This is a genomic window from Sphingomonas sp. T1 (genome assembly GCF_902506585.1).
GTDB classification, from domain to species: domain Bacteria; phylum Pseudomonadota; class Alphaproteobacteria; order Sphingomonadales; family Sphingomonadaceae; genus Sphingomonas; species Sphingomonas aerolata.
Genome location: NZ_LR733875.1, coordinates 3042185 through 3066892 on the forward strand (window position 1 = coordinate 3042185; position 24708 = coordinate 3066892).

At 68.7% G+C, this 24708-nt stretch carries 24 protein-coding genes and 1 tRNA gene; 13 read left to right on the forward strand and 12 right to left on the reverse strand.

Features of this window, described 5'->3' with window-relative positions; genetic code table 11:
* The 3 genes from GV027_RS13870 to GV027_RS13880 all read left to right on the forward strand — a co-directional run.
* A partial coding sequence (locus GV027_RS13870) for a hypothetical protein (protein WP_236559225.1) occupies window positions 1–453 on the forward strand: 453 nt, incomplete at its 5' end.
* Complete coding sequence (locus GV027_RS13875) at window positions 428–1756, forward strand: aspartyl/asparaginyl beta-hydroxylase domain-containing protein (protein ID WP_236559226.1); 1329 nt, start codon at window positions 428–430, stop codon at window positions 1754–1756. The genes GV027_RS13870 and GV027_RS13875, both read left to right, overlap by 26 nt.
* A gap of 51 nt (window positions 1757–1807) precedes the next feature.
* Window positions 1808–2413, forward strand: a complete 606-nt coding sequence (locus GV027_RS13880; protein ID WP_236559227.1) for an energy transducer TonB — start codon at window positions 1808–1810, stop codon at window positions 2411–2413.
* Window positions 2414–2431: 18 nt separating this feature from the next.
* Here the strand turns inward: GV027_RS13880 and GV027_RS13885 are convergent, their stop codons facing one another.
* Both GV027_RS13885 and GV027_RS13890 read right to left on the reverse strand, forming a co-directional pair.
* Window positions 2432–3601 carry an aspartyl/asparaginyl beta-hydroxylase domain-containing protein gene (locus tag GV027_RS13885; RefSeq protein WP_236559228.1) on the reverse strand — a complete coding sequence of 390 codons (1170 nt, stop codon included), beginning with the start codon at window positions 3599–3601 and terminating at the stop codon, window positions 2432–2434.
* A gap of 85 nt (window positions 3602–3686) precedes the next feature.
* The gene (locus tag GV027_RS13890) at window positions 3687–4787 is read right to left on the reverse strand and encodes a glycosyl transferase (protein WP_159512235.1); all 1101 of its coding nucleotides are present in this window, start codon (window positions 4785–4787) and stop codon (window positions 3687–3689) included.
* Window positions 4788–4885: 98 nt separating this feature from the next.
* Here GV027_RS13890 and GV027_RS13895 point away from each other — a divergent pair, with 98 nt between their 5' ends.
* On the forward strand, window positions 4886–5548 hold the full coding sequence (locus GV027_RS13895; protein ID WP_159512236.1) for a sulfite oxidase-like oxidoreductase: 663 nt from the start codon (window positions 4886–4888) through the stop codon (window positions 5546–5548).
* Here GV027_RS13895 and GV027_RS13900 read toward each other — a convergent pair.
* From GV027_RS13900 to GV027_RS13910, 3 genes are read right to left on the reverse strand one after another with little or no spacing between them, the layout of a single operon-like run.
* Complete coding sequence (locus GV027_RS13900) at window positions 5545–6795, reverse strand: adenosylmethionine--8-amino-7-oxononanoate transaminase (RefSeq protein ID WP_159512237.1); 1251 nt, start codon at window positions 6793–6795, stop codon at window positions 5545–5547. The genes GV027_RS13895 and GV027_RS13900 overlap by 4 nt on opposite strands.
* Window positions 6792–7415 carry a dethiobiotin synthase gene (bioD, locus tag GV027_RS13905; RefSeq protein WP_159512238.1) on the reverse strand — a complete coding sequence of 208 codons (624 nt, stop codon included), beginning with the start codon at window positions 7413–7415 and terminating at the stop codon, window positions 6792–6794. Before bioD ends, GV027_RS13900 begins: the two co-directional genes overlap by 4 nt.
* Window positions 7412–8536, reverse strand: coding sequence for an 8-amino-7-oxononanoate synthase (locus GV027_RS13910; RefSeq protein ID WP_159512239.1), 1125 nt, complete (start codon window positions 8534–8536; stop codon window positions 7412–7414). The genes bioD and GV027_RS13910 overlap by 4 nt, the downstream gene beginning before the upstream one ends.
* A 170-nt stretch (window positions 8537–8706) precedes the next feature.
* Here GV027_RS13910 and GV027_RS13915 point away from each other — a divergent pair, with 170 nt between their 5' ends.
* The 3 genes from GV027_RS13915 (at window position 8707) to GV027_RS13925 (ending at window position 11499) form a co-directional block, all read left to right on the forward strand.
* Window positions 8707–9714: a class 1 fructose-bisphosphatase gene (locus GV027_RS13915; protein ID WP_159512240.1), complete on the forward strand. Its 1008-nt coding sequence runs from the start codon at window positions 8707–8709 to the stop codon at window positions 9712–9714.
* A gap of 77 nt (window positions 9715–9791) precedes the next feature.
* Window positions 9792–10274, forward strand: a complete 483-nt coding sequence (locus tag GV027_RS13920; protein WP_159512241.1) for a hemerythrin domain-containing protein — start codon at window positions 9792–9794, stop codon at window positions 10272–10274.
* A 43-nt stretch (window positions 10275–10317) separates the two neighbouring features.
* Window positions 10318–11499 (forward strand): glycosyltransferase, encoded by a 1182-nt coding sequence (locus GV027_RS13925; RefSeq protein ID WP_159512242.1) that lies wholly within the window; start codon window positions 10318–10320, stop codon window positions 11497–11499.
* 27 nt (window positions 11500–11526) lie between these two features.
* Here the strand turns inward: GV027_RS13925 and GV027_RS13930 are convergent, their stop codons facing one another.
* Genes GV027_RS13930 through yajC form a run of 4 tightly spaced genes read right to left on the reverse strand, consistent with a single transcriptional unit; the run spans window position 11527 to window position 14865 of the window.
* Window positions 11527–11895 carry an Mth938-like domain-containing protein gene (locus tag GV027_RS13930; protein ID WP_159512928.1) on the reverse strand — a complete coding sequence of 123 codons (369 nt, stop codon included), beginning with the start codon at window positions 11893–11895 and terminating at the stop codon, window positions 11527–11529.
* A 39-nt stretch (window positions 11896–11934) separates the two neighbouring features.
* Window positions 11935–12906 carry a protein translocase subunit SecF gene (gene secF / locus GV027_RS13935; RefSeq protein WP_159512243.1) on the reverse strand — a complete coding sequence of 324 codons (972 nt, stop codon included), beginning with the start codon at window positions 12904–12906 and terminating at the stop codon, window positions 11935–11937.
* A 16-nt stretch (window positions 12907–12922) separates the two neighbouring features.
* Window positions 12923–14527, reverse strand: coding sequence for a protein translocase subunit SecD (gene secD, locus GV027_RS13940; RefSeq protein ID WP_056409036.1), 1605 nt, complete (start codon window positions 14525–14527; stop codon window positions 12923–12925).
* The gene (gene yajC, locus GV027_RS13945) at window positions 14527–14865 is read right to left on the reverse strand and encodes a preprotein translocase subunit YajC (RefSeq protein ID WP_031395363.1); all 339 of its coding nucleotides are present in this window, start codon (window positions 14863–14865) and stop codon (window positions 14527–14529) included. The genes secD and yajC overlap by 1 nt, the downstream gene beginning before the upstream one ends.
* Window positions 14866–15065: 200 nt before the next feature.
* Between yajC and GV027_RS13950 the strand changes: the two genes are divergently transcribed.
* Window positions 15066–15142 (forward strand) — tRNA-Pro (locus tag GV027_RS13950).
* A gap of 75 nt (window positions 15143–15217) precedes the next feature.
* On the opposite strand, the gene GV027_RS13955 is transcribed toward GV027_RS13950, so the two are convergent.
* Window positions 15218–15676, reverse strand: coding sequence for a DUF3617 domain-containing protein (locus GV027_RS13955; protein ID WP_159512244.1), 459 nt, complete (start codon window positions 15674–15676; stop codon window positions 15218–15220).
* A 58-nt stretch (window positions 15677–15734) separates the two neighbouring features.
* On the opposite strand from GV027_RS13955, the gene GV027_RS13960 reads away from it, so the two are divergent.
* The 5 genes from GV027_RS13960 to GV027_RS13980 all read left to right on the forward strand — a co-directional run bounded on the left by GV027_RS13960 (window position 15735) and on the right by GV027_RS13980 (window position 21191).
* Window positions 15735–15920, forward strand: a complete 186-nt coding sequence (locus tag GV027_RS13960; protein WP_056409275.1) for a DUF4169 family protein — start codon at window positions 15735–15737, stop codon at window positions 15918–15920.
* A 228-nt stretch (window positions 15921–16148) separates the two neighbouring features.
* Entirely contained in the window at window positions 16149–16685 is a 537-nt protein-coding gene (locus tag GV027_RS13965; protein ID WP_107045616.1) for a glycoside hydrolase family 108 protein, read from the forward strand.
* Window positions 16686–17194: 509 nt separating this feature from the next.
* Complete coding sequence (locus GV027_RS13970; RefSeq protein WP_236559230.1) at window positions 17195–18484, forward strand: c-type cytochrome; 1290 nt, start codon at window positions 17195–17197, stop codon at window positions 18482–18484.
* Window positions 18481–18972 (forward strand): (2Fe-2S)-binding protein, encoded by a 492-nt coding sequence (locus GV027_RS13975; protein ID WP_159512245.1) that lies wholly within the window; start codon window positions 18481–18483, stop codon window positions 18970–18972. Before GV027_RS13970 ends, GV027_RS13975 begins: the two co-directional genes overlap by 4 nt.
* A complete protein-coding gene (locus GV027_RS13980) occupies window positions 18969–21191 on the forward strand; it encodes a molybdopterin cofactor-binding domain-containing protein (RefSeq protein WP_159512246.1) in 2223 nt (740 codons plus the stop codon). Before GV027_RS13975 ends, GV027_RS13980 begins: the two co-directional genes overlap by 4 nt.
* A 38-nt stretch (window positions 21192–21229) precedes the next feature.
* Here GV027_RS13980 and GV027_RS13985 read toward each other — a convergent pair whose 3' ends face one another.
* Together GV027_RS13985 and GV027_RS13990 are read right to left on the reverse strand one after the other, a co-directional pair.
* On the reverse strand, window positions 21230–21595 hold the full coding sequence (locus tag GV027_RS13985) for a DUF4440 domain-containing protein (RefSeq protein ID WP_031395307.1): 366 nt from the start codon (window positions 21593–21595) through the stop codon (window positions 21230–21232).
* Between the two features lie 150 nt (window positions 21596–21745).
* On the reverse strand, window positions 21746–24616 hold the full coding sequence (locus GV027_RS13990; RefSeq protein WP_328799448.1) for a TonB-dependent receptor domain-containing protein: 2871 nt from the start codon (window positions 24614–24616) through the stop codon (window positions 21746–21748).
* Window positions 24617–24708 lie beyond the last annotated feature (92 nt).

Below are 24708 nucleotides of genomic sequence, written 5' to 3' on the forward strand. Positions count from 1 at the left end.
GGTCGGACGGGTCATGGCATCGGGATCGCATATCATGGTCCCGACCGCTACCAGTCTTGGTACGTCCGGATCGGCCAAATTCTCGTTGCGAAACTGAAAGGACCCGTCATGATGCGTCTCGGCAATGCATTGCGGAGCGGCATGATGATGCGGACGACATGGTATGGATCGGCGGTCCGATCGGGTCTCGCCGCGGTGTCGCTGATCGTGGCGGCGCCGTCCGCGCTCACTATGGCAGCGGCCGGTGCGACGATGGCGCACCGCGATGAGGCGCCACCGGCCGCGACACCGCCGGCCGAGCGTCGGATCTGCAAGCGATCGGCGCCGTCGGGATCGCTGATCGAGACGCGACGCGAATGCCATACGCGCGCGGAATGGGACCAGATCGCACAGGCGGGACGTGCCGCGGGACAGGATATGGTCGAACGTGCCGCACGCAGCGGTGCGCAATAACGGCGCCCCGGTGATGCGCCAGCAGCCGGGGCCGTCGCTCGAGATGTTGTTGCAAGCCGCCGAAACCGCGCAGCGTGCCGGCGACGGTGCGCGGGCCTGCGCCGTCTTTCACGACGTGCTCGGCATTGCGCCCGAACATCCTGTTGCGCTCAACGCGCTGGGCCTCGACGCGTTGGCGCGGGGCGATGGTATGGCGGTCGGCTATTTCGCGCGCGCGACGACGGCTGACCCTGCCGCGTCGCCGCTCTGGATGAACCTGGCGAGCGCCTATCGCGGGCTCGGCGACAGCGTGGGTGAACAGACCGCGCTCGAACGCGCACTTGCGCTCGACCAGCGCAATCTGATGGCGAACGTCCGGCTGGCCGAACTGCAGGACCGCGTCGGTAACACTGCGGCGGCGGCGTTTCGCTGGGGTGGGGTGGCCACGATCGTTCAGTCGCTCCCCGAGCGGTCGCCGGCGTTGAGCCAGCTCCTCGTCCGTGCCTCTGATAGGATCGCGCAGCATACACGTGCGCTGTCCGATGCCATCGATACGGCGCTTGCACCGTTGCGGGAGGATGCGGCCGCGGACGACCGACGTCGCATCGACGTCTGTATCGATGCGATGCTCGGTCGTCGGGCGATCCATGCGCCGGTGCCCCACGGGCTGCATTTTCCATTCCTGCCCGCCGACGAATTCTTTCCCCGGCGGCATTTTCCCTGGCTGGCCGCGTTCGAAGCCGCCACGCCGGCGATCCGCGCAGAGCTGGAAAACCTTCTTGCCGATGGGGCATCGGGCTTCGCGCCCTATGTCGCGATGACGCCGGGCACGCCGCCGAACCGGTGGACCCCACTCGACGGGTCGGATCTGTGGAGCGCCCGATATCTGTGGCGGTATGGCGTGCGCGACGAAGCGGTGTGCACGCGGTGCCCGCAAACCGCGGCGATGCTGGAGACGCTGCCGTTGGCGGACATTCCCGGCCGCGGGCCGTCCGCCTTCTTCTCGGTCCTCAAGCCCGGCACGCGGCTGCCGCCGCATACGGGGGTCAGCAATATCCGGTCCGTCGTGCATCTCCCCCTGATCGTTCCCGACCGATGCGGCTTTCGGGTCGGTGGCGAGACCCGAGCGTGGCGCGTCGGTGAGGCGTTCGTGTTTGACGACACGATCGAGCATGAGGCGTGGAACGACAGCGACGAGATTCGCGCCGTCCTGATCGTCGACGTCTGGAACCCGCATCTCACCGCGAGCGAAATCGCGATGATGCGGCGGATGTTCGGGACGCTCGGCGCGCAGCTGGGCATGGCGGGCGACGTGGTGGATTGAGCTTGCCCGCGCGAGGCTGCGGTGGTGAAATACTGGCTGGGAGACGAAACTATGCGGACGACGCTGTCATGGGCAAGCCGAGGGTCGTGGGTCATCGCGCTCGTCGGGGGTATGGTCGGCTTATCGGCCGTCGGGGCGCAAATCGCACCCGTCTCCACTGCATCTGGAGACGATCCCGCGCTGCAGGCGCTCCGGGAAAAGAATGCACGGGTTCAGCTCGCCAATTATCCGCGCGGAGCGCTGCGTCGCGGTGAGCAGGGAACCGTCGGGATCAGCGTCACCGTGGACCGGCAGGGGCGGTTGCGCGAATGTGCGGTTTCGAAGAGCAGCGGTTTTGCGTCGCTCGACGAGGCGACGTGCGACTTCCTGTTCTCGCATGCGCAGATTGCGGCCTATGTCGCACCGGGCGGCGGCGGGCCGACGACCCGGCAGGAGGGGCAAGTCGTGTGGACGCTGCCTGCGGGTGTCCGACCCACGACCGCATCAGCAACCGCGGGGCCCTTGCCGGAGAAGAAGATCTGTCGTGCGCAGGCGAGGACGGGCTCGCTGGTCGCGAGCCAGCGCATCTGCCTGACCAAGGCGGAATGGCGACGCCAGTATGAACTGGCGCAGGACGAGACGCGCGAGATGCATACCCGCGCGATGCCGGGCGACTGATCGACACGCCGGCCGCGCTTAGCCGGTATCGACCACGGGACCCTGATACCGGTCGATCGCGGCGAATATGTCGGTCAGCGCGCCGCGTTCGCTTGCGGTCAGTTCGGGACGCCAGACTTCGAACAGCAGGACGATCCGGGTCTGCGTCCCCCGGTTCCACGCCTCGTGCTCGAAAGAATCGTCAAATATCAGCATCCTGCCGTCGCGCCACGGCCGCGTCTCGGACCCTACGCGCAGCGCGCATCCGTCAGGGGCGATGAGGGGGAGGTGGCAGATCAGCCGCGTGTTGAGCATGCCGTGATGCGGGCGGATATGCGTGCCGGGGGTCAGGCGCGAGAAGATCGCCATCGGCGACCGGCCGGGAATGACGGGAATCGGCGCCAGCGACAGCGCGGCCATCGTGTTCGGGCACATCGTTGCATTGGGCTCGACCGGCACGCCACCACGCCAGAGGTGAAAGGCGCCCCAGCCCGGATCGTCGAGCAGCGGGTTCGCCGGCGGTGGTCGACCGGCCATCGTCTGTACATAGGGTGCAAAGCCCTGTCCGGCCGCGAGCACTGCGTCGAGTTCGGCTCGGATCGCGCCGGTCGCCGCTTCGATCGGGGCGACCCAGTCAAACTCTTCGCGCTCGAAATAGGCACGCTGCGCCAGGCCCGGGAAATAGAACATCGAGGGTTGCTGAAGATAGAGCTCGCTCCGGCCGAGCAACAGGTCGAGCGCGTGATGGATCCGGGGACCCGCCACGCGCGGCATGTCCTTGAGAGCCGCGTCGAGATGCGCCGAGAAGCGGCCAGCGACTTCGGTCAGGAAGGTCTCGCCCGCCCGAAGCAGGGGGACGAGCGCGGGGGCGATGGTCGCACCCGGCTGGGACGCGACCGACAGCGCGGTGCGATAGAAGGACTCCGCCGCACGATCGTCCCCACGACGACGCTTGAGCGCCGCCATCGTCAGCAGTGCGCCGAGATGCCGGGGCTCGGTCGCGAGAAAGCGGACGAGCGCGTCGTCGGCCTCATCGTCGCGCCCGAGCGCCTGCGCCGCCTGCGCGATCAGAAACCAGGGCGCGGGCGTGCCCGGCGCGCCGTCGCGCAACAGCGACAGCCTTTCATAGGCGACAGCGGCGTCGCCGTTGCGCAGCGCGGTCATGCCCTCACGGGCGAGCGAGTCGGCCTGTGGGCGGGTCAGGTGCATGACGCAGGCTAGCTTGGCAATGAACCGGATACAGCTAAAAACGTCCGGATCGGACCCGCCCGTCTTTCAACCAGATCGTGCCGGTTCAGCGTGTCCAGAGATCGGTGGCGAGCCGGTCGAGATAGTCCGCGGCGCTGGCGGCGGCGGTGGAGGTGTGGAGGCTTGCGAGCGCTGTGGGATCGAGCGCCTTGGCGGCGTCCAACAGGCCGCGCCACGGGGTCGATGCACCGGGCCAGCTTGGCACCAGGATCGCGGCGCCGAGTTCGGCCAGGCGTTCGGCCTTGCGCATCTGTTCGTCGAAATAGCGCCACTCGGGCGCGCAGACATACGGGCGGCCGATGCGCGCGATTTCGTGGACGATGGTATCGCCACTGGAGGCGACGACGACGTCGGCGGCGGCGATGTGCGCGGTGATCGTCGACACCCAGCCGCGCAGGTGGAGATTGCCGAAATCGGTCTCATGGCCTTCGCGCTGGACGGGGCCGAGCACCAGCCAGTCGGTCTCTGGCAGCGCGCGCGCGGCCATGGTCAGCGGCGCATAGGGCGTGCCTGCGCCGCCGCCGCCGGTCAGCACGACGACGATCTCGCGGTCGGGGGAGAGGCTGAGCATCGCCCGCGCCTCCGCCTTGCCCGGCACGACGTCCTGCGCGGTGCAGAGCCCGCCCGCATAATGGGTCATGGCGCGGATCCAGTCAGGGGTCTCGGGCTGTTCGAGCGCTTCGTCGAAGGGCGCGAGCAGGCCGACACAGGCGCGATAGCCGGCGAGATGCGCGGCATCGCCGCGGTTGCCGTGCATCCGGATCCCGATCGCAGGGACGCTGGCGATGCGGGCCAGCAGCGCGATCTCGGCGGAGACGTCGACCACGAACAGCGCGGGATCGACCGTGTCGAGATGGTCGAGGATCGTCCGCATCGTCGCGCGGATCGCCGCGTCGCCGATCGGTGCGCGGTGGAGGATGTCGGGGGTGGGCTGCGCGGCGAGCGCCGGCGGGGGGCTGTCGCTGGCCGCGCCCTCGTCGGGCAGGGGCACCAGCGTGACGGCGCGCGCGAACCCGTCGAACAATGCGGGGCGTGCGGTCAGGATCGTGACGGCGCGCTCGGCGGGTAACGCGTCGATGATCGCCATTGCGCGATTGGCATGGCCGCGGCCCTGATGGCCGACATAGAAGGTGATCGGTTGAGGCATTGTCGGGGGATACCCGCTCTGCAGCGTGAAATCCCCTGGGAAATCCCGCGGGAAATCGACGGTGGCCCCGTCGCCGCAAGCCGCCTAGTCTGTGCCGCATGAGCGATGATGACAGGTCCGAACCGACCAAGCTGACGCGGTCGAAGCAACGCTGGGCAAGCGAGGGCAAGTTCCTGACGGGAGCGACGGACCGCGCGGAGGGCGACCGGTTGCCGCCGGGGCAGCATCTGGTCCGCGACTGGCCGGTGCTTGATCTCGGCCAGCAGCCCGATATCGCGCGCGAGCGGTGGCGGCTGACGATCGACGGGCTGGTCGAGCGGCCGGTGACGCTCGACTGGGCGGGGTTCATGGCGTTGCCGCAGACCGCGGTGCGGTCGGACATTCACTGCGTCACGACCTGGTCGCGCTACGACAATGACTGGTCGGGCGTGGCGACGCGCGACCTGCTCGACCATGTCGGCCCGGGGGATGCGGCGGCGTTCCTGACGCTGCACGGCTATGACGGCTACACCACCAATGTCCCGCTGGCCGATTTCGCCGCGGCGGACGCGCTGCTCGTGCACAGCTGGCAGGGCAAGCCGCTGACGCGCGAGCATGGCGGCCCGGTCCGCCTCGTCATCCCGCATCTCTATTTCTGGAAAAGCGCGAAGTGGATTTCGCGGATTGAATTCCTTGGCGCGGACAAGCCGGGCTTCTGGGAGGTCAATGGCTATCACAGGCGCGGCGATCCCTGGGCCGAGGAACGCTACAGCGAGGACTAGAGCAAGGTCGCGCACGCCTCCTCGATCGCGGCATAGATCGCGTCGAGATCGGGCTCGTCGATGCAATAGGGCGGCATGACGTAGACGGTGTTGCCGAGCGGTCGCAGCAACAGGTCGTGTGCGGTGAAGAAGCGCAGCAGTTTCGGGCCGAGATCCGACAGATAGCCGCGATCGCCGACCTGCAGGTCGACCGCGGCGATCGTGCCGATGCGGCGCGGGTTGGTCACGCCGGGCAGGCGGGCGATGCGGTCGAGATGCGCCGCCTGTCGTGCGCCGAGCGTCGCGATCCGGTCATGCACCGGCTCGTCGCGCCAGATTGCGAGGTTCGCGTTGGCGGCGGCGCAGGCGATCGGGTTGGCGGTGTAGCTCGAGGAGTGGAAGAACATCCGCGCGCGGTCGTCGGACAGATGCGCGTCGAAGATTGCCGCGGTCGCCATCGTCACCGCGAGCGGGACCGCGCCGCCGGTCAAACCCTTGGACAGGCAGAGGATGTCCGGCACGACGCCCGCCTGTTCGCAGGCCAGCAGCGTACCGGTGCGGCCCCAGCCGGTCATCACCTCGTCGGCGATGAACAGCACGGCGTGACGGGCGCAGATCGCGCGCATCTCGGCGAGCACGTTCGGCGGATAGATCAGCATGCCGCCCGCGCCGAGCACGAGCGGTTCGACGATGAACGCGGCGGGTGCGGCGCGGCACGCTGCCTCAAGCGCGTCGAGCGTGGCCTGTTCGGCGCCGGGGTGGGGGAAGGGGATGGTGCCGACGTCGAACAGCAGCGGCGCATAGGCGCGGTTGTAGACGCCGCGTTCACCGACCGACATCGTCCCGATCGTGTCGCCGTGATAGCTGTGTTCGAGTACCAGGATCCGGTCGCGCGGTTCGTCGCGGTTGCGCCAGTAACCGAGCGCCATCTTCAGCGCGACCTCGACCGCGGTCGAACCGGAATCAGAGAAGAAGACGTGGCGCAGCGCCTCGGGCATGATCGCGACGAGTCCGCGTGCGAGCGTTTCGGCGGGTTCGTGCGTCCAGCCGGCGAAGATGATCTGGTCCATCCGCCCCGCCTCCTCGGCGATCGCGGCCATGATCCGGGGATGGCGGTGGCCATGCGTCGTCACCCACCAGGACGAGATCGCGTCGACGATCCGCCGCCCGTCGCTAGTGTGGAGCGTCGCGCCCTCGGTCCGGACGATGCGGGGGATCGGGTCGCCCAGACCATGCTGGGTGAAGGGATGCCAGATCGGCGACGTCATCGGAAATCCTCGAGCCGGAAACTGGCGGCGAAGGCGGCACTGAGCGCGGCGGCGTCGAGCCGGGGGAGCATCGGCAGCCGGCCGAGATGTCGCACGTCGCCCAGCCGGACGATCGCCGCCTCGCTGTGCGGGACCGCATCGCCGACGAACGCGACGCCGAGGATCGGCACGTCGCGGCAGCGCAGCGCCTCGATCGACAACAGGCTGTGGTTGATCGTGCCGAGCGCGGTGCGCGCGACGATCACGACGGGCAACCGCCACTGTGCGAACAGGTCGGCAAAGACGCGGGTGTCGGTCAGCGGCACCATCACCCCGCCCGCCCCCTCGATCACCAGCGGGCCGGGCAGCGCGGGGGGAACGAGCCGGTCGAGGTCGATCGTCACGCCGTCGATCGTCGCCGCGCGGTCGGGCGAGCAGGGCGTGGTCAGCCGATAGGCCTCGGGCAGGATCCGCTCGCGCGCGAGGCCGGACAGCGCGGCGACGCGCGACGCATCGCTGCCGCCGTCGAGCCCGGCCTGAACGGGTTTCCAATAGCTTGCGTTGAGCGCTCCCGCGAGCGCGGCGGCAAAGACGGTCTTGCCGACATCGGTGTCGGTGCCGGTAACGACGAGGCGGGTCATGACAGGGCCTTTTGCAACGCGTCGCCGAGCCCCGCAATCTGGGGTGCGGTGACGTTGAGCGTGAGCGAGATCCGCAGGCGCGACGTGCCCCTGGGCACGGTCGGCGGGCGGATCCCGCGAACGTCGAACCCTGCCGCCTGGACCGCCGCGGCGACGCGCATCGTCGTCGCATCGTCGCCAAGCACGAGCGGCAGGATCTGCGATCCGGTCGGCACGACGCCGTAGGGCGCGAGCACGGTTTCGGCGGTGGCGATGAGCGCACGCAGGGCGGTGCGGCGGTCGGGTTCGTCGGCGAGGATCTGGAGGCTCGCGCGCGCGGCGCTCGCCATCAGCGGCGAGGGCGCGGTCGAGAAGATGAACGCGCGCGCGCGGTTGACGAGGAAGTCGCGGACCACTTCGGGGCCGCAGACCAGCGCGCCCTCGCACCCCATCGCCTTGCCGCAGGTGCGCAGCGTAACGATGTCGGGCCGTCCCTCCAGATGCCCGGCGAGGCCGCGGCCATCGTCGCCGAACACGCCGGTGGCATGCGCCTCGTCGATCAGCACGACGCCGTCATGCGCCTCGGCGAGCGCGACGAGATCGTCGAGCGGCGCGCGGTCGCCGTCCATGCTGTAGAGGCTTTCGACCGCGATCCAGGGCCGCCCGGTGCCGCCCGCTCGGCGCCACTGCGCGATCGCATCGGCGAAGGCGGTGACGTCGTTATGCGCTGCCGAGACCGTCTCCGCACGGCCGAGCCGCATCCCCTCATGCGCGCTCGCATGGATCAGCGCGTCGTGGACGACGAGGTCGCCGGTCTGCGGCAGCGTCGCGAACAGCGCGGCGTTGGCGGCGTACCCGGTCGAGAAGTACAACGCCGCCTCCGCACCGAAGAACGCCGCCGCCTCGGTTTCGAGCAGGATATGTTCGGGGTCGTTGCCGCGGAGCAGCCGCGATCCGCCCGAACCGACCGCGACGCCGCGCGCGAGCGCGGCCGCGACGGCCGCCGCGATCCGCCCGCTCTGGCCAAGCGCGAGATAGTCATTGGACGCGAAATCAACCCCTTGCCGCGCAATCAGCGCGCGGCGGCGCGTTGCTGTGGCAAGCGTGGAGAGGTCGCGATGATGCTGGTCGAACGCGGACATCGCGGCAGCCTCTAACGGCAATGCCGCGCCAGCGCGAGCCGATTGGCCGAAACACCCCGTCATAAACAGGGATCGTTCGGTCGGATCGGGCATTTCTCTCCTATGGTATAGCAGGATCGGCTTGGCTAACCACGATTGCATTCTCCATTCCGGTCGAAGGTACCCTGCCCATGAAGCGCAAGACGCTGACCCAGTTCCTGATCGAACAGCAACGCGAGGCCGGCACGCTGCAGCCGCAGCTGCGCCTGCTGATCGAGGTCGTCGCGCGGTCGTGCAAGGCGATCAGCCATGCGATCGGCAAGGGGGCGCTGGGCGGCGTGCTCGGCAGCCTCGAGAGCGAGAACGTCCAGGGCGAGGTGCAGAAGAAGCTCGACGTGATCGCGAACGAGATGCTGCTCGAGGCGAACGAGTGGGGCGGGCATCTGGCGGCGATGGCGTCGGAGGAGATGGAGACGATCCACCTCGTCCCCAATCGCTATCCCAAGGGTGAATATCTGCTGCTGTTCGATCCGATCGACGGGTCGAGCAACATCGACGTCGACCTGTCGGTCGGCACGATCTTTTCGGTGCTGCGCGCGGCCGAGACCGCGTCGGGCGCCGATGTGTCCGAACAGGACTTCCTTCAGGCCGGGCAGACGCAGGTCGCGGCGGGCTATGCGGTCTATGGTCCGCAGACGATCCTGGTGCTGACGGTCGGCGCGGGGGTGCACGAGTTCACGCTCGACCGCGAGATCGGGTCGTGGGTGATGACCGATACCAACATCCGCATGCCCGGTGGCAAGCGCGAATTCGCGATCAACACGTCGAATGCGCGGCAATGGTCGCCCGAGGTGACGCGGTTCATCGACGAGCGGATCGCGGGCAAGGACGGGCCGCTCGGTACCGATTACAACATGCGCTGGACCGGATCGATGGTCGCCGACGCGCACCGCATCCTCAAGCGCGGCGGCGTGTTCCTGTACCCGCGCGACGTCCGCCAGCCGGGCAAGGTCGGCAAGCTGCGGCTGATGTACGAGGGCAATCCGATGGCGATACTGATGGAGCAGGCCGGCGGCGCCGCCACCGATGGCGAGCAGCGCATCCTGTCGATCGAGCCGAGCAGCCTGCACCAGCGGATCGGCCTGATCATGGGCGATCCCGCAGAAGTCGAAGCGATAACGACCGCCTATCGGGAGTAGCGCGCATCGTCATCCGCCGGCGGTCGGGGGTTGGGGCATGACGGACGAGGGCGCGCGTTGAAAAGGGGAGAAGTTCGATGGAAGTCACCTCACAAAGACTCGCCGAACAGCGTGACGACCGGACGTCGTGGCGACGCCTGATCGACGATCATGACCGTATCGCCGAACGCTGCGCCGACCTGGTCGCGCTGTTGCAGCGGCGCGGGCATAATTGCGCGGCGGCGTCGCGCAAGCTGCTCGAGCTCGCGGTGCTGGTCGCGGATCATCTGGGCGTCGAGGACGAGGTGATCGACCTGACCGCGATCGCGACCGAGGCGGACTATTCGCCCGAGACGGTCGCGGTCATGGCCGCCGAACTCGACGCGCTGCGGCGCGAATGGCGGGTGTTCATCGCGCACTGGCTGCCGACGATCGAGCCTGCGGACTGGTATGAGTTCTGCGGCGAGGCCGAGGCGATGCTCGCGCGGCTGACGCATCAGGTGCAGCGCGAAAGCGCGCTGCTCTATGACGATGCGCTGCGCGCGGGGGTGATCGCGACCGGGCCGGTCGACCTGCAATAATCGCGGCGACAGGGTTCTTAACCCGGCGGCGATATCAAGGGCCATGATGCGCGTCCTGACCCTGTCCACGCTGTTTCCCGATGCGAGCCGGCCCAATTTCGGCGTCTTCGTCGAGCGGCAGACGCTGGGGCTCGCAGCGCATCCGGGGGTCGATCTGCACGTCGTCGCACCGATCGGCCTGCCGCCCGGGCCGCTGCGTCTGATGCCGCGTTTCGCGCCGCTCGCGCAGCTACCGCTCGAGGAGAGGTGGCGCGGGGTGGGCGTGCAGCGGCCGCGGTTCACGACGATTCCTGCGACCGGGGGGCGGTGGCATGCCGCGGCGCTGACCCGCGCGCTGATCCCGGTGCTCGACGCCGTGCGGCCAAGTTTTCCGTTCGACGTCATTGATGCATCGTTCTTTTTTCCCGACGGCGTCGCCGCAGTCGCGCTCGGGCGACGCTATGGTGTGCCCGTGTCGATCAAGGCGCGCGGGGCGGATATCCATCACTGGGGTCGCGCGGCCGGCACACGCGCGCAGATCCGGCGTGCGGGCTGCGCGGCGGACGGGCTGCTCGCGGTCAGCGCGGCGATGCGGGCGGACATGATCGCGATGGGGATGCCGGCGGCACGGATCCGGGTGCATCATACCGGGGTCGACCAGGCGCGGTTCCGCCCGATCGAGGCGGCGGCGCGTGCGGCCGAGGCGGCGCGGCTCGACGTGACGGGGCCGCTGGTGCTGTCGGTCGGGGCGCTGATCCCGCGCAAGGGGCATGACCTGGTGATTGAGGCGGTCGCGCGCCTGCCGGGTGTTTCGCTGAGGATCGCGGGCGAGGGGGGCGACCGGGCGCGGCTGGAGGCGCTGATCCGCGATCTGGGCGTGGGAGACAGGGTCCGGCTGCTCGGCAGCGTCGCGCATGAGGCGATTCCGCGGCTGGTCGCGACCGCCGATGTGATGGCGCTGGCCTCGGCGTCCGAAGGGCTGGCGAATGCGTGGGTCGAGGCGCTCGCCTGCGGGACGCCGATCGTGATCACCGGTGCGGGCGGCGCGGGCGAAGTGGTCACGTCGGACGAGGCGGGCCGGATCGTGCCGCGCGACGCGGCGGCGTTCGGTGCGGCGATCGCGGGGATCCTGGCGGCACCGCCGGCCAGAGAGGCGACGCGGCGTGTCGCGGCGGGCTTTACCTGGGAGGCGAACAGCGCCGCGCTGTTCGCGCATCTGGCGGGGCTGGTCGGGGGCGGGGCCTAGCGCGCCCCACCAAATACCTGAAAGGCCTCAGCCTTCGAGCGGGTAGAGCGCGGCGGCGATCCAGCGGCCTTCGCCGCGGAGCACGGCCCAGGCGCGCGCGGCGGCGCGGCTGTCCATCGCCTCGATCCCGACGCCCTGCGCCTCGACCGCGCGGCGGAAGGCGGCGGCGGGCTGGCGCAGCTGCGATCCGGTGCCGAGCAGCAGGAATTCGGGCCTGGGTGACAGCGCGAGGACGCTGGCGACATCGTCCGCGCCCAGTGCCTCGAACGGCGGCGGGGTCCAGCCGTCGGCGCGCGACGGGGTGATCAGCAGCGCGGTGTAATAGCCGTCGTCGACCCGGAACCCGCCGTGACCGATCGCCGAGATCATCGGTCCGTCGGTCTTTTCCTTGTCCATTCTCACGCGCTTGTCCTCACGTGCCGGGCCCGCCGCGCATCAGCGGCCGGCCTTCGGACCCACGCGCTCGGCGTCGTCGCGGTCGCCCTTGCGGCCCTCCGGCTCGGCGCGCAGGCCGAGCGTGATGAGCAGCGACGACGACACGTAGATCGACGAATAGGTGCCGACGACGATGCCGAGGATCATCGCTGCGGTGAAGCCGCGCAGCACATGGCCGCCGAGGATCAGCATCGCGAAGAGCGCGAGCAGGATCGTGACCGAGGTCATGACGGTACGCGGCAGCGTCTCGTTCACCGACAGATCGATGATCTCGCGCATGTCCATTTTCCGGTAGCGGCGCATATTCTCGCGGATACGGTCGTCGATGACGATCTTGTCGTTGATCGAATAGGAGATGATCGTCAGCACCGCCGCGACGATGTTGAGATCGACCTCAAAATAATCCCGCATCAAAGCGAAAAAGCCGAGCGTCATCAACAGGTCGTGAACGATCGCGACGATCGTCGACACGCCGAACTGCCATTCGAAGCGGACCACTGCGAACAGGCCGATGCCGAGAATGGCCAGTGCCACCGCAAGCGCACCGTTGCGGATCAGCTCGTCCGAAACCTTGCCCGAAATCGTGTCGTATTTCGAGAAGGTTGCGCCCGGGAACTTGACGGCCAAGTCGTCGGACACCCTCTTCACGAGCGCGTTGGTTGCACCCTCGTCGTTCGTCTCGGGCAGCGGCAGGCGGATCGACAGCGTCCGGGGATCGCTGAAGGACTGGATCGACGCTTCGCCGAGTCCGAGCTGGTCAACCTCGGTCCTGACCGCCTCGATCGACGGCGGGGTGGCAAAATTCTCCTCGATCAGCACGCCGCCGACAAAGTCGACGCCCATGTTGAGGCCGCGGACCGCGACCAATCCGACCGCCAGAACGGACAGGAGGATGGTCAGCCCGAACGCCCATTTGCGGAGCGAGACGAACTTCAGGTTGGTGTTGTCGGGTACGAGTTTCAGCAGGCGCATGATGATGTCTCCCGCCTCAAATATTGATCGTGGTGGGGCGGTTCTTGCGCAGCCAGAGCGCCACGAGCATCCGCGTGAAGGTCACCGCGGTGAACACGCTGGTGCAGATGCCGATCAGCAGCACGACCGCAAAGCCCTTGACCGGGCCAGAGCCGAGCAGGAGCATGATCACGCCGGTGATCGCGTGCGTGACGTTGGCCTCGAAGATCGTCCGCGACGCCTCCTTGTAGCCGAGCTCGACCGCCTGAACGATGTTGCGTCCGCGGCGGCGTTCCTCGCGAATACGCTCGTTGATCAGCACGTTGGCGTCGACCGCGGTGCCGATCGTCAGCACGAAGCCGGCGATGCCGGGCAGCGTCAGCGTCGCGTTGAGCATCGCCATGACGGCGACGATCACGAGGATGTTGATGACCACCGCGAGGTTCGCATAGAGGCCGAACCGGCCATAGGTCACGAACATGAACACGATCACCGCGAGCGCCGCGACGATGCTGGCCAGCACGCCGGCGCGGATCGAATCCTTGCCGAGATCGGGGCTGACGGTGCTCTCGGCGATGATCTTCAGATTGATCGGCAGCTTGCCCGACCGCAGCGAGATCGCGAGCGAATTGGCCGATTCGACCGTGAAATTGCCCGAGATCGAGGCGCGACCACCGAGAATCGGCTCGTTGATGTTGGGCGCGGAGATCACCGAATTGTCGAGGATGATCGCGAACGGCTTGTTCGTGTTTTCCTGCGTGACCTTGGCAAAACGTCGGCCACCGACCGCGTCGAAGGTGATCGCCACCTGCGGCGCGTTGGTCTGCGGCTCGAACTCCTGGCGGGCATCGGCGAGCTGATCGCCCGAGATGATCACCGATCGCTTGACCGCGATGAACGGAATGCCCTGCGGATTGCCGGGATAAGGAATGACCTGGCTGCCGACGGGGGCGATGCCCTTGACGAGATCGGCGGGGTTCGCGGTCTCGTCGACCAGCTTGAATTCGAGCTTTGCGGTCTTGCCGAGCAGGTTCTTGAGCGCCTGCGGATTCTGCAGGCCCGGCACCTGGACGACGATACGCGTCGCGCCCTGGCGGACGATCGTCGGCTCCTTGGTGCCGAGTTCGTCGATGCGGCGGCGGACGACTTCGGTCGCGTCCTTCATCGCGGTATCGATCGCCTGCTGGAGCCCGGCCTCGGTCGGCTTGAGCACGAACCGGCTCGTGTCGACGACGTTGATGTCCCATTCGCGCTGGCCGCTCATCCCGGCGCCACCGCCGGTGATCGAAAGCAGCCGCTCGCGCGCGGCATCGACCTGGCTCGGATCGCGGAGCAGGAAGCTAAGCTGCCCGCCACGCACCGAAATATCGCCGATGGCGATCCGCGGCGTGCCGTTGCGCATCGTGCCCGCGATGCTGTCACGCATCGCCTCGATCCGCGAATTGGCGAGATCGGCGGTGTCCGCCTCGAGCAGCAGATAGCTGCCGCCCGCCAGATCGAGACCCAGGTTGATCCGCTTATGCGGAATCGCCCCCCACTTGCTGGTCGTCGATTCGGAGAAGAAGCTCGGGATCGCAAGCGCGCAGAGCACGGCCAGCAGGCCGATGATCGACGCGACCTTCCAGCGGGGGAAATCCAACATCAGTCGTTCGCCGGCTTCGTGTTCGGGCTGGTGATGTCGGTGAGCGTCGCCTTGACGACGCGGACGCGGGTGTTGGGCGCGATCTCGATCTCGACGATCGCGTCCTCGACCTTGGTCACCTTGCCGATGATGCCGCCCGCGGTGACGACGCTGTCATTCTTCTTGACCGCCGCGACCGACGCCTGGAGCGCCTTCATCCGCTTTTGCTGCGGACGGATCATCAGGAAATAGAAGACGACGAAGACGAGGAAGAGCGGCGCAAGGCTCAGAAACGAGGCGATGCCGCCCGATGTCGCCGTCTCGCCGGCGGCCTGCGCATATGCTGGGGAAATGAACATGGAGTCCCGTTTTGGCTGGTGGGCAGGCGCCATACGCCCGCGCTCGCATGGGCGATGCCGCTATCACCGGTTGCCGCCCCGCGCAACCAATGTGCGCCGGTGAAGCGTGGCCGGGCCGCGATGAGACGGACGAATATGGGCTTTGCCGCAATCGCGTGCTTGCATCGCGCGCAACATCCGCATAATGCGCGCCCTTCGGTCGGGGCGTAGCGCAGCCTGGTAGCGCATCACACTGGGGGTGTGGGGGTCGCAGGTTCGAATCCTGTCGCCCCGACCAGAAATTTCCGGAGCCGGCCGCCAGAGGCGATGCCGCTCCCGGGCACGAAATATCGTGCCATTCCAGATCCTGGCGTCAGCGTTTGCAGACAGGACCGGTGTGTGCCGCGACCTGATCCGCGACGATCCGCATCGCGCCCTTGTCGGTCTCGCCGGTCATCGTCATCCGTGCGGTAAAGCCGGTCGCGCCATAGCTGCCCGCGCGGACGATCCGCATCGGCGGCCCCTTTTTCTGCGGACAGCTCATGACATGGTCGATCCGCCCGCCCGCGAACTGCGCGCGCTCGACGGTGCAGCGCGCCTCGGGCTTGGGGACGAACAGCGCGGCGACGCCCGACGATGCCTGTTCGGGGGGCAGGCATTTGCGCTCGGTCTTCGATTTTCCGCGCATCATCCGCAGGATAAACCCCGGCGCACCCGGAATAACGAGCTCGACCGCGGTCGAGGTGATCGCCCAGGCGCCGGGCGGCAGCGCCTGCGCCGACGCGGCGGCGGGGAGCAGGAGGAGGGCGGACAGCAGGACGGGATGGCGCATAGGAGGGGCAGTCTGTAGCGCCGGCGGGGTGCTGGCAAGCGGTGTGACAGGGGTTTTCATGGGCGAGATCATCAATTTGCGGCGGGCGCGCAAAGCGCGGGTGCGGCGCGAGGCGGGGGTGGTGGCGGACGCGAACCGGGCGGCGTTCGGGCGGACCAAGGCGGAGCGCGCGCGGGATGCTGAGGAGCGGGCGCGGGGGGAGCGGGTGCTGGATGGGGCTCGGCTTGATGGGGAGGAAAGCTGAGGTTTGGGAGCGGGTTGCTGGGTGATCGAGGGGGTGGGTTTTCCTTTTTCGTCATCCCGGGCTTGACCCGGGACCCAGGGTTACGGGCGCTTGCGCTGCTTGGCTCTGGGTCCTGACTTTCGTCAGGATGACGATGGGGGGTGTTTGTCTTTTACCATTACCGGCTCCGATATTGCTTTTTGCTAACCTATATGGTTATAGAGTGCGCGGCGAATCGGGGGATCGGGGATGGAGATCGGTGGGCTGATCGATGCGGTGATCGATCGTGAGGGCGGGTACGGCGATCATCCGGCGGATCGCGGGGGGGCGACGCGGTTCGGGATTACGCAGGCGGTGGCGCGGGCGCATGGGTTTGCGGGGGACATGCGGGTGTTTCCGCGGGCGGCGGCGGTCGCGATCTATCGGCAGGCTTACTGGATTGACCCGGGATATGAGGGGGTTGGCCGGATCGCGCCGGATATTGCGGGGGAATTGTTCGACACCGGGGTGAATATGGGGCCGGCGGTCGCGAGCGGGTTTCTGCAGCGGGCGCTGAACGCGCTCAATCGCGGGGCGAGCGATTATCCCGATCTCGTCGTCGATGGCCGGATCGGGGCGGGGACGCTCGCGGCGCTGGCGGGGTTCCTGAAGCGGCGCGGCGCGGGGGGCGAGGCGGTGCTGCTGAAGGCGATCGAGGCGCTGCAGGGCGAGCGCTATGTCGCGCTGGCGGAGCGGCGGCCGGCGAACGAGGCGTTCCTCTATGGCTGGCTCGCCAACCGGGCGTGAGGCGAAAAGCGCCACTTTTCCAGGGGGGTGTCATGACGAGAGGCGTTGAGGAGGGGGCGGAGCTGCCCGCCGATCCGTGGGTGACGCGGGCGCGGCCGGGGTTTCTGTATGTGATGTACGCGTTGCTGCTGGGGGCGATCCCGGTGGGGCTGCTCGCGGCGGTGCGGCCGGGGGCGGCGCAGGCGATCGCGGCGGGCGTGGGGGGTGGGGGTGTGGTCGGCGCGGGGGGCTGCGCAGCTGTCGCCGACACGGTCAACGCGGCGCCCAGCAGGGCCGCCGCCGTCAGGATCACGCGCATCTCCGCCCCCCTCATAGTGTCGGGTCAGCCTAGCACAGCGCGGGCGGAGTGCGAATCGATGCGGCGGGTCGGGATTATCTCCCGGCGCGGGGAGATTGTCGGCATCCGGATCGTTCAATCCCCGTCCGATCGGCCCGTGCGTCCGATGTCACACGGGGGAGACGAGACGATGCATCGGACGGCGTTCGGCGACTCAAGGGTCTAGGCGAGGATGAGCCGGCCCGGGATCAGGCGCATCGTCGTCATCGCCGTCGTGCTGCTGGGTCTGTGCGGGATCGCGTTTGCCGCAATCGCCTACCGGCCCGCGATCGCCCGCGTGACGCGCCCGGATCCCCGGCAGTTCGATCCCGCGCTGGTTGCGCGCGGCGCCAATCTGGCACGGCTTGGCAATTGCGTCAGCTGTCATCAGGCGGCGGGCGGGCGTCCCTATGCGGGCGGCTATCCGATCAAGACGCCGTTCGGGACGATCTATGGCAGCAACATCACGCCCGATGCCGCGACCGGGATCGGATCATGGTCGCCCGTCGCGTTTCGCCGGGCGATGCACGAGGGCGTCGGGCGCGACGGCAGCCATCTCTATCCGGCCTTTCCCTATACGCATTATGCGGGCGTGGCGGACGGCGATGTGGACGCGCTCTACGCATTCCTGATGACCCGGCCGGCGGTGCGCGCGGTGCCGCCCGCGAACCGGATGATCCCGCCGCTCGGCTTCCGGCCTCTGTTGGCGGGCTGGAAACTGCTGTTCTTCGATCCGCAGCCGGTGATCGCCGATCCGCGCCAGTCGGCCGCATGGAACCGGGGGCGCTATATCGGCGAGACGCTGGCGCATTGCACCGCCTGTCACAGTCCGCGCGGGCTGTTGCAGCAGGAGAAGCGCGGCGACCGGGCCTATGACGGCGGCTGGTCGGGCGGCTGGTATGCGCCGCCGATCAACGCACGCTCGCCCGCGGTCCGTGCCTGGACCGTCGAGCGGCTCGACGCCTATTTCCGGACCGGGCTCAGTACCGCGCATGCCGCGGCCGCGGGGCCGATGGGGCCGGTTACTTATAATCTCGCGCGCGCGAAGCCGGCCGACGTCCGCGCGGTCGCGACCTATTATGCGTGGCAGATGCGCGCTGCGCCTGCCGCGCGGGCCGAGCCGCGGCTCCCCGATCGTCGCGCGCTCGCGAGGCAGCGGCATCCCGAGGGCGCGCGGCTGTACGACGGCGCGTGCGCGGTCTGCCACGAGCCGGGGGCGGCGATGATGGTCGCCGGGCGACCCGCGCTGTCGCTCGGCACGCCGCTGCACGAGGCGAACCCGCGCGACACGATCCAGGTCATTCTCAAGGGGCTGAAACCGCCGGTCGCGCCGCGTGGGCCCTATATGCCCGCCTTTGCCGATGCGCTGGACGACCGGCAGGTGGCGGAGGTCGTCGCCTATCTGCAGGCCCGGCACGGGACGGGGCCGGCCTGGCCGGACCTCGAGAAGGACGTCGCTGCGGCGCGCAAGGAGGGTGAATGATCGACCTGACCGTCAACGGGGCGACCGCGCACGTCGATGTCGATCCCGCCACCCCGCTGCTCTATGTGCTGCGCGACGACCTGCGGCTGCATGCAGCGAAGTTCGGGTGCGGGCTGGGGCAGTGCGGGGCGTGCACCGTGCTCGTCGACGACCGGCCGGTCTTTGCCTGCCTGCTGCCCGTCGGTGCGGTCGGTACGCGCACGGTCACGACGGTCGAGGGGCTGGGTACAGCAGCGGCGCCGGGTGACGTCCAGCGCGCGTTCCTGCACGAGCAGGCGGCGCAGTGCGGCTATTGCATCCCCGGGATGATCGCGCGTGCCGAGGGGCTGTTGCGCAAGACGGTCACGCCGACCGAAACCGAGCTGCGCAGCGCGATGGCGCCGTCGCTCTGCCGGTGCGGGACGCATATGCGGATCCTGCGCGCGGTGCGGCGCGCGGCGGTGATGCGCGGCGGCGGGGTGGTCGAGCCTGCGGAGCCGGTGACGTGAGCGGACAGGCGTCGCGGCGCGACATACTCGGCGGGCTGCTGGTCGCCTTCGCGCTCGCGCCGACGGCCGGGCTGGCACAGACCGGCGGCGGCGAAGGCAGTGGTGGACCGCCGACGGTCGCGCCCGATTTGCCGGGGACGCTTGCCAAATTCCCCGATCTCGACGCGTGGATCCGCATCGGTGGCGATGGCCGGGTCACGGTGTTCACGGGCAAGGTCGAGCTCGGCACCGGTGTGAAGACCGCGATGGCGCAGCTGGCCGCGGACGAGCTCGATGTCGCGATCGGGCGGGTCGACCTGATCACCGCGGATACCGCGCTGACCCCGAACGAGGGCGTGACCGCGGGCAGCCAGACGCTCGAGCAGAGCGGGACCGCGATCGCCAATGCTGCCGCCTGTGTCCGGCTGCTGCTCGCCGAGACCGCGGCGGCGCGCTGGGGCGTGGCGGCGACGACGCTGTTCACGCGCGACGGTGTCGTGCTCGACGGGCAGGGACGGCGTGCGACCTATGCCGAGCTCGCCGCGTCGACGTCGTTGGCGGTGCGCGCGCGCGCCGATGTGCCGCGCAAGCCCGTGGCGGCGCGGCGGCTGATCGGGCGACCGGTGCCGCGCGTCGACCTGCCCGCCAAGCTGACCGGCCTGCCGAGCTATGTGCAGGACATGCGGCTGCCGGACATGGTGCATGCGCGCGTCCTGCGCGGGCCGTCGTCGGGGACGCGGCTGACGCCCGATCTTGCCGCGCTGCGACGGCAGCCGGGCGTCGCGCGGGTCGTTGAGGTCGGGCGGTTCGCGGCGATCGTCGGTCCGCGCGAATGGCCGCTCGAACAGGCGCTGCGCGTCGCCAATCAGAGTGTGTGGGCACGCGACGCGGCCGTGCCCGCGCTGCCGCCGATGCCCGACGGATTGCTGGAGATGCGGCGCGAGAGCACAGTGATCGACACGCGGCGCGACGCGGCCGCCGCGTCGGGCGTACGGCGGCTGTCCGCGCGGTACGACCGGCCCTATCTGATGCACGGTGCGATCGGGCCGTCCTGCGCGGTGGCGCTGATGGCCGAGGGGCAATTGACGGTTTGGACGCACAGCCAGGGCGTCGAGCCGCTGCGCACCGCGATCGCCGAGCTGGTCGCGATGCCCGCCGACCGCGTCCGCTGCGTCCACCGCGAGGGGGCGGGCTGTTACGGGCATAATGGGGCGGACGACGTCGCGGGCGATGCCGCGCTGATCGCACGCGCTATGCCCGGCGTTCCGGTCCGGCTGCAATGGAGCCGCGAGCAGGAGCATGGCTGGGAACCGCTCGGGCCGGCAATGCTCGCGCAGATCGACGCGACGCTCGATGCGTCGGGACGGATCGTCGACTGGCGGCATCAGGTGTGGAGCAACACGCACAGCACGCGGCCCGTGGCGGCGGGCGACCTGCTCGCGGGCGTGGAGGTGGTGCCGCCGTTCGCGCCGACGCCGCCCAAGCCGATCCCGCAGCCCAATGGCGGCGGCGATCGCAACGCCATCCCGCTCTATCGCTTTGCCAACCAGAGCATCGTCAGCCATTTCCTGCCCGACATGCCGGTGCGGGTGTCGGCGCTACGCGGGCTGGGCGCGCATCTGAACATCTTCGCGCTCGAAAGCGCGATGGACGAGCTGGCGGCGGCGGCGGGGCGCGATCCGGTCGCGTTCCGGCTGGCGCATCTCGACGATCCGCGCGCTGCAAAGGTGATCCGGCGCGCGGCGGCGCGGTTCGGGTGGAGCCGCTACCGGCCCCGGCCCAATCGCGGGCGGGGCTTCGCCTTTGCGCGCTACAAGAATCACGGCGCCTATTGCGCGGTCGCGCTCGATGTCGAACGGATCCCCGACGAGGGGCGGCTGATCGTCCACCGCGCGGTCGTCGCGGTCGACAGCGGCGAGGCGGTCAATCCCGACGGCATCCGCAACCAGGTCGAGGGCGGGGTGCTCCAGTCGCTGAGCTGGACCGCCTACGAGGCCGCGGGGCACGACGGCACGCGCCGGACCGATTATGACTGGAGCGGCTATCCGATCCTGCGGTTCGCGGACGTGCCGCACAGCGTCGCCGTCGAGGTCATCGACCGGCCGGGCACGCCGTTTCTCGGCACGGGGGAGTGTGCGCAGGGGCCCACCGCCGCCGCGCTCGCCAATGCTCTGGCGGCGGCAACGGGGGTCAGGACCAGGAGCATGCCGCTGGCGGGGGGGCTGGCGACGCGCTCCTGATCATCGGCGGTCGTGGGGCGACCGCCGTATTGGTTGGGTCAGGCGCCGCCGGCGACCGGGGCGAGCGTCTGCTGGTGCTGGACCACGCGCCATTCCTCATGCTCGAGCCGGCGCATCGTCGTCGTGCAATAGGCGGTATAGCCGGTTGCGCCTTCGCGGCTCGCCTCGGCCTTGTAGGCGATCGCGATCAGGCCTTCCTGCGGGCGCATGATCTGCTGTTCGCTGAACCGGACCTCCGACCAGCGCGGCGTGTCGGCGACCGCCTCGATCGCCTGCGCGCCGGTCATCACGAAGGGCTGCTCGGGAAGCACCATCACGCATTCGTCGTCGATCAGCGTGTGATACTGGTCCGCGTCGCCCGTCCACAGGCTTTCTTCAAATGCCCAGACCCTGGTGTCGTCCATTGCTCGTCTCCTTCTGTCGGGGTCGAGCGCGGGGACGGCCTACTTCGTTCCTCACAATCGGTGAGACGAGGGTCTTTTGGCGATCGGAGCATCCTATGTTTCCGACGCCTGTGTGGCTGCCGACCGGCGCGCCAGTCGGCAGCCCGCGTCCTACAGCCCGTAGGAGAGCCGCAGGTACCCGAACCGGCCCGGGATGTCATAGGTCGTCGGGTCGAAGTTGTTCAGGCTGCAGCTGAAGCAGGCGGGGGGATCCTTGTCGAAGACGTTGTTCACGCCGAAGGTCAGCGCGAGCTTCGAATCGAGCCAGGCCGGCCGGAACTGGAGCTGGACGTCGCCGTAGAGGCGGCTCTTCAGGGCGTTCTCTGCAGCGATCTCGTCGACATTGTCGATATAGCGTCCGGTGACGCTCGCGGTGACCGGCCCCACCGACCAGTCGATCGTGCCCAGTCCCTTGAAGTGCGGATAGGTCTGATCGGGCGAGCCGCGTTCGGTGCCGACATAGTCGGTCGTGACGAAGCCGTCGGTCGCGGGCGTGCGCTCGCTGTACTTGAGCAGATAGTTGCCCGAGACGTAGAGGCCGAAGCGCCCGGCGCCGGTCTCACCCGAGCGGACCGTCAGCGTCGCGTCGATGCCCTTGGTGCGGATGCCGCCGGTGTTGAGCAGCAGGCCGTTGATCGCGGTCACGATGCCGCTGGGGGCACGCCGCACCGCCGCGCAGCTGAGCGCGTCGCCGGTCTGGGCGCAGCGGCTGAGCAGCACCTGGGCGGGGATCGACGCGATCGAGTCGTCGACCTTGATGTCGTGGTAGTTGACCTCGAGGCTGAGCGCCGAGAGCGTGCCGCCGCGGGCCCAGCTTGGGCTGTAGACGCCGCCGAACAGCAGCGTCCGGGCGGTTTCAGGGCGCAGCTCGCTGTTGCCGCCGGTGAGCACCGGCAACTGGCCCGAGGGTTCGGCGTAGCTGCCACTGGCGGGGACGCCGTTGGCGACGCAGTTCGCGCGGACCGTCGGGTTGGACTGGAACAGCCCGCCCGCGGCGCTGGTGCAGGGATCGTCGATCGAGGCGTCGAACCGCGACTGCGCGCCGAACAATTCGCCGATCGACGGTGCGCGCAGCGATTCGGCATATTGGGCGCGCAGCAGCAGGTCGCTGACGGGCTTCCACAGCGCGCCGCCGCTGAGCGTCGTATTGCCCCCGAAGGTCGAATAGTTCGAGTGGCGGACCGCGCCGTTCAGCTCGAGCGAGGCGATACCGGGAATGTCGCGCAGCAGCGGCAGGCGGATTTCGCCATAGACCTCGTCGACGTTGAACTTGCCGCTGGCTGCCTGTGCCGGGATGTCCGCGCCGAGGCCCGCCTGGATGATCGGGTCGGGCGTGAAGCTGCCGAACTGATAGCGATGCTCATAGCCGACCGCGATGCCGACCGGCCCGCCGGGCAGGTCGAACAGCTCGCCGGAGATATTGGCGGTATAGTCGTTCAGCTTCTGGCGGCTGCGGTCGCGTTCGTCGAAGCCGATATAGCCGAGCATCGCCGGGGTGATCGAGCCGACCCCGCCGAAGAAGTTGAACGGTACGCATTCCCCGGTGCACTGGCTGATCGGGCCGATCGCGCGGGCAAGGCGCGCGGCGTTGATGTTGCCGGTAAACAGCTGCTTGGCATCGTTATAGCCGATGACCGCGCTCGCATCCCAATACCAGTTGTGCCCGAACATCTGGAACTTGCCGTCCAGCGTGCCGGTCAGCGACATGGTGTCGACCTGCTGGCTGTAGGTGCGCTGCCCCGCCTCGACGAGGCGGCGGAAGATCCCGGTGTAGTTCTGCCCGGGGACGAGCGTCACGCCGAACGGGTTGAACGGGTTGGTGGCATCGACCGAGAGCGTGTCGAGCATGTTGCCGTTGCCGACGTCGGGACCGATGCCGAGCGGGAGGAACGCCGCCTGGTTCTGCGAATTGCGGCGGTTGTAGACCGCCTTCACGCGCAGGTTGAGCGCCTCCGAAAACTCGGCGCGCGTGTTGACGAAGCCGCCGAACCGCTCGACCGGCGTCAGGAAATAGTTGAGCGGGGCGAAGTTGAACCGGTCGGCGGCGGTGAACGCCTTGAAGTCGCCGGTGGCGAGCGTCGGGTCATAGACCGGCCGGCCGCTGGCGACGGGGCCGCGCAGCGTGATGTTCTGGCCGTTCACCAGGAACCGGCCGAAGGGCGTGAAGCTGGAGCAGCCGCCGATGGGTTCGGCGCAGCTGGTCTGCCCCGGATTGGGGAATTGCGAGATGTCGCGGTCGGCGGCGCTGACCGATTCCTGCTTGGTGTAATAGCCGCCCGCGACGACGTGCACGCCCTGGCTGCCGAAGCCGTAGCTCAGTTGGTAATCCTGCGTCTTGCCGTCATTGTCGCCGAGATACTGGCCATATTGCGCCGATCCCTTGAACCCCTTCTGGTTCTGTTTGGTGATGATGTTGACGACGCCGGCGATCGCGTCGGACCCGTATTGCGTAGAGGCGCCCGATTGCAGGACCTCGATCCGTTCGATCATCGAGGACGGGATCGAGTTGAGATCGACCGTCGCCGGGATGCCGCTGGCCGACGCGCCGTTGACGAAGCGCAGTCCGTCGACGAGCACGAGCGTCCGCTTGGGGCCGAGATAGCGCAGGTCGAGCACCGCGGAGCCGGCGCCGACGCCGCCGCCATCGGGCGGGTTGCCGAAATTGCCCGAGCTGTTGAACTTCGAATTGAGGCCGCCCGACGAGGCGGGCAGGCGCTGCAGGATGTCCGCGACGGACGACAGGCCGGTGCGCGCGATCGCGTTCTCATCGACGGTGATGACGGGCGATGGCTGATCGAGCGGGTCGCGGCGGATGCGCGATCCGGTGACGATGATGTCTTCGGTGGGGGCCTCGGTCGCCGCGGGGGCGGTGGGCGTCTGGGGGTCGGTCGCCAGTTGCGCCGCGGCGCCATTGGCCGCGATCAGCAGGCCCGCGCCCATCGCCATCCGCGACGAGCGCATCATCCATTTCGTCCAACGCATTTCTGTCCCCCTTGTGACACCCCGTTTTACGGCGGTGCACCATGGTTACGACGAAAATGGTTTTTATGACCATATGTTGCTGCTCCGTTACG

What these genes read in the sequence shown, in the direction of transcription:
- GV027_RS13925 (WP_159512242.1), top strand. Translation starts at nt 10,318, where the DNA reads ATGATGCGCGTCCTGACCCTGTCCACGCTGTTTCCCGATGCGAGCCGG.
- yajC (WP_031395363.1), bottom strand. Translation starts at nt 14,865, where the DNA reads ATGTTCATTTCCCCAGCATATGCGCAGGCCGCCGGCGAGACGGCGACA.
- GV027_RS13930 (WP_159512928.1), bottom strand. Translation starts at nt 11,895, where the DNA reads ATGGACAAGGAAAAGACCGACGGACCGATGATCTCGGCGATCGGTCAC.
- GV027_RS13900 (WP_159512237.1), bottom strand. Translation starts at nt 6,795, where the DNA reads ATGACGTCGCCGATCTGGCATCCCTTCACCCAGCATGGTCTGGGCGAC.
- GV027_RS13910 (WP_159512239.1), bottom strand. Translation starts at nt 8,536, where the DNA reads ATGTCCGCGTTCGACCAGCATCATCGCGACCTCTCCACGCTTGCCACA.
- GV027_RS13955 (WP_159512244.1), bottom strand. Translation starts at nt 15,676, where the DNA reads ATGCGCCATCCCGTCCTGCTGTCCGCCCTCCTCCTGCTCCCCGCCGCC.
- GV027_RS13915 (WP_159512240.1), top strand. Translation starts at nt 8,707, where the DNA reads ATGAAGCGCAAGACGCTGACCCAGTTCCTGATCGAACAGCAACGCGAG.
- secD (WP_056409036.1), bottom strand. Translation starts at nt 14,527, where the DNA reads ATGTTGGATTTCCCCCGCTGGAAGGTCGCGTCGATCATCGGCCTGCTG.
- GV027_RS13990 (WP_328799448.1), bottom strand. Translation starts at nt 24,616, where the DNA reads ATGCGTTGGACGAAATGGATGATGCGCTCGTCGCGGATGGCGATGGGC.
- secF (WP_159512243.1), bottom strand. Translation starts at nt 12,906, where the DNA reads ATGCGCCTGCTGAAACTCGTACCCGACAACACCAACCTGAAGTTCGTC.
- GV027_RS13885 (WP_236559228.1), bottom strand. Translation starts at nt 3,601, where the DNA reads ATGCACCTGACCCGCCCACAGGCCGACTCGCTCGCCCGTGAGGGCATG.
- GV027_RS13970 (WP_236559230.1), top strand. Translation starts at nt 17,195, where the DNA reads ATGAGCCGGCCCGGGATCAGGCGCATCGTCGTCATCGCCGTCGTGCTG.
- GV027_RS13975 (WP_159512245.1), top strand. Translation starts at nt 18,481, where the DNA reads ATGATCGACCTGACCGTCAACGGGGCGACCGCGCACGTCGATGTCGAT.
- bioD (WP_159512238.1), bottom strand. Translation starts at nt 7,415, where the DNA reads ATGACCCGCCTCGTCGTTACCGGCACCGACACCGATGTCGGCAAGACC.
- GV027_RS13985 (WP_031395307.1), bottom strand. Translation starts at nt 21,595, where the DNA reads ATGGACGACACCAGGGTCTGGGCATTTGAAGAAAGCCTGTGGACGGGC.
- GV027_RS13965 (WP_107045616.1), top strand. Translation starts at nt 16,149, where the DNA reads ATGGAGATCGGTGGGCTGATCGATGCGGTGATCGATCGTGAGGGCGGG.
- GV027_RS13960 (WP_056409275.1), top strand. Translation starts at nt 15,735, where the DNA reads ATGGGCGAGATCATCAATTTGCGGCGGGCGCGCAAAGCGCGGGTGCGG.
- GV027_RS13890 (WP_159512235.1), bottom strand. Translation starts at nt 4,787, where the DNA reads ATGCCTCAACCGATCACCTTCTATGTCGGCCATCAGGGCCGCGGCCAT.
- GV027_RS13880 (WP_236559227.1), top strand. Translation starts at nt 1,808, where the DNA reads ATGCGGACGACGCTGTCATGGGCAAGCCGAGGGTCGTGGGTCATCGCG.
- GV027_RS13920 (WP_159512241.1), top strand. Translation starts at nt 9,792, where the DNA reads ATGGAAGTCACCTCACAAAGACTCGCCGAACAGCGTGACGACCGGACG.
- GV027_RS13895 (WP_159512236.1), top strand. Translation starts at nt 4,886, where the DNA reads ATGAGCGATGATGACAGGTCCGAACCGACCAAGCTGACGCGGTCGAAG.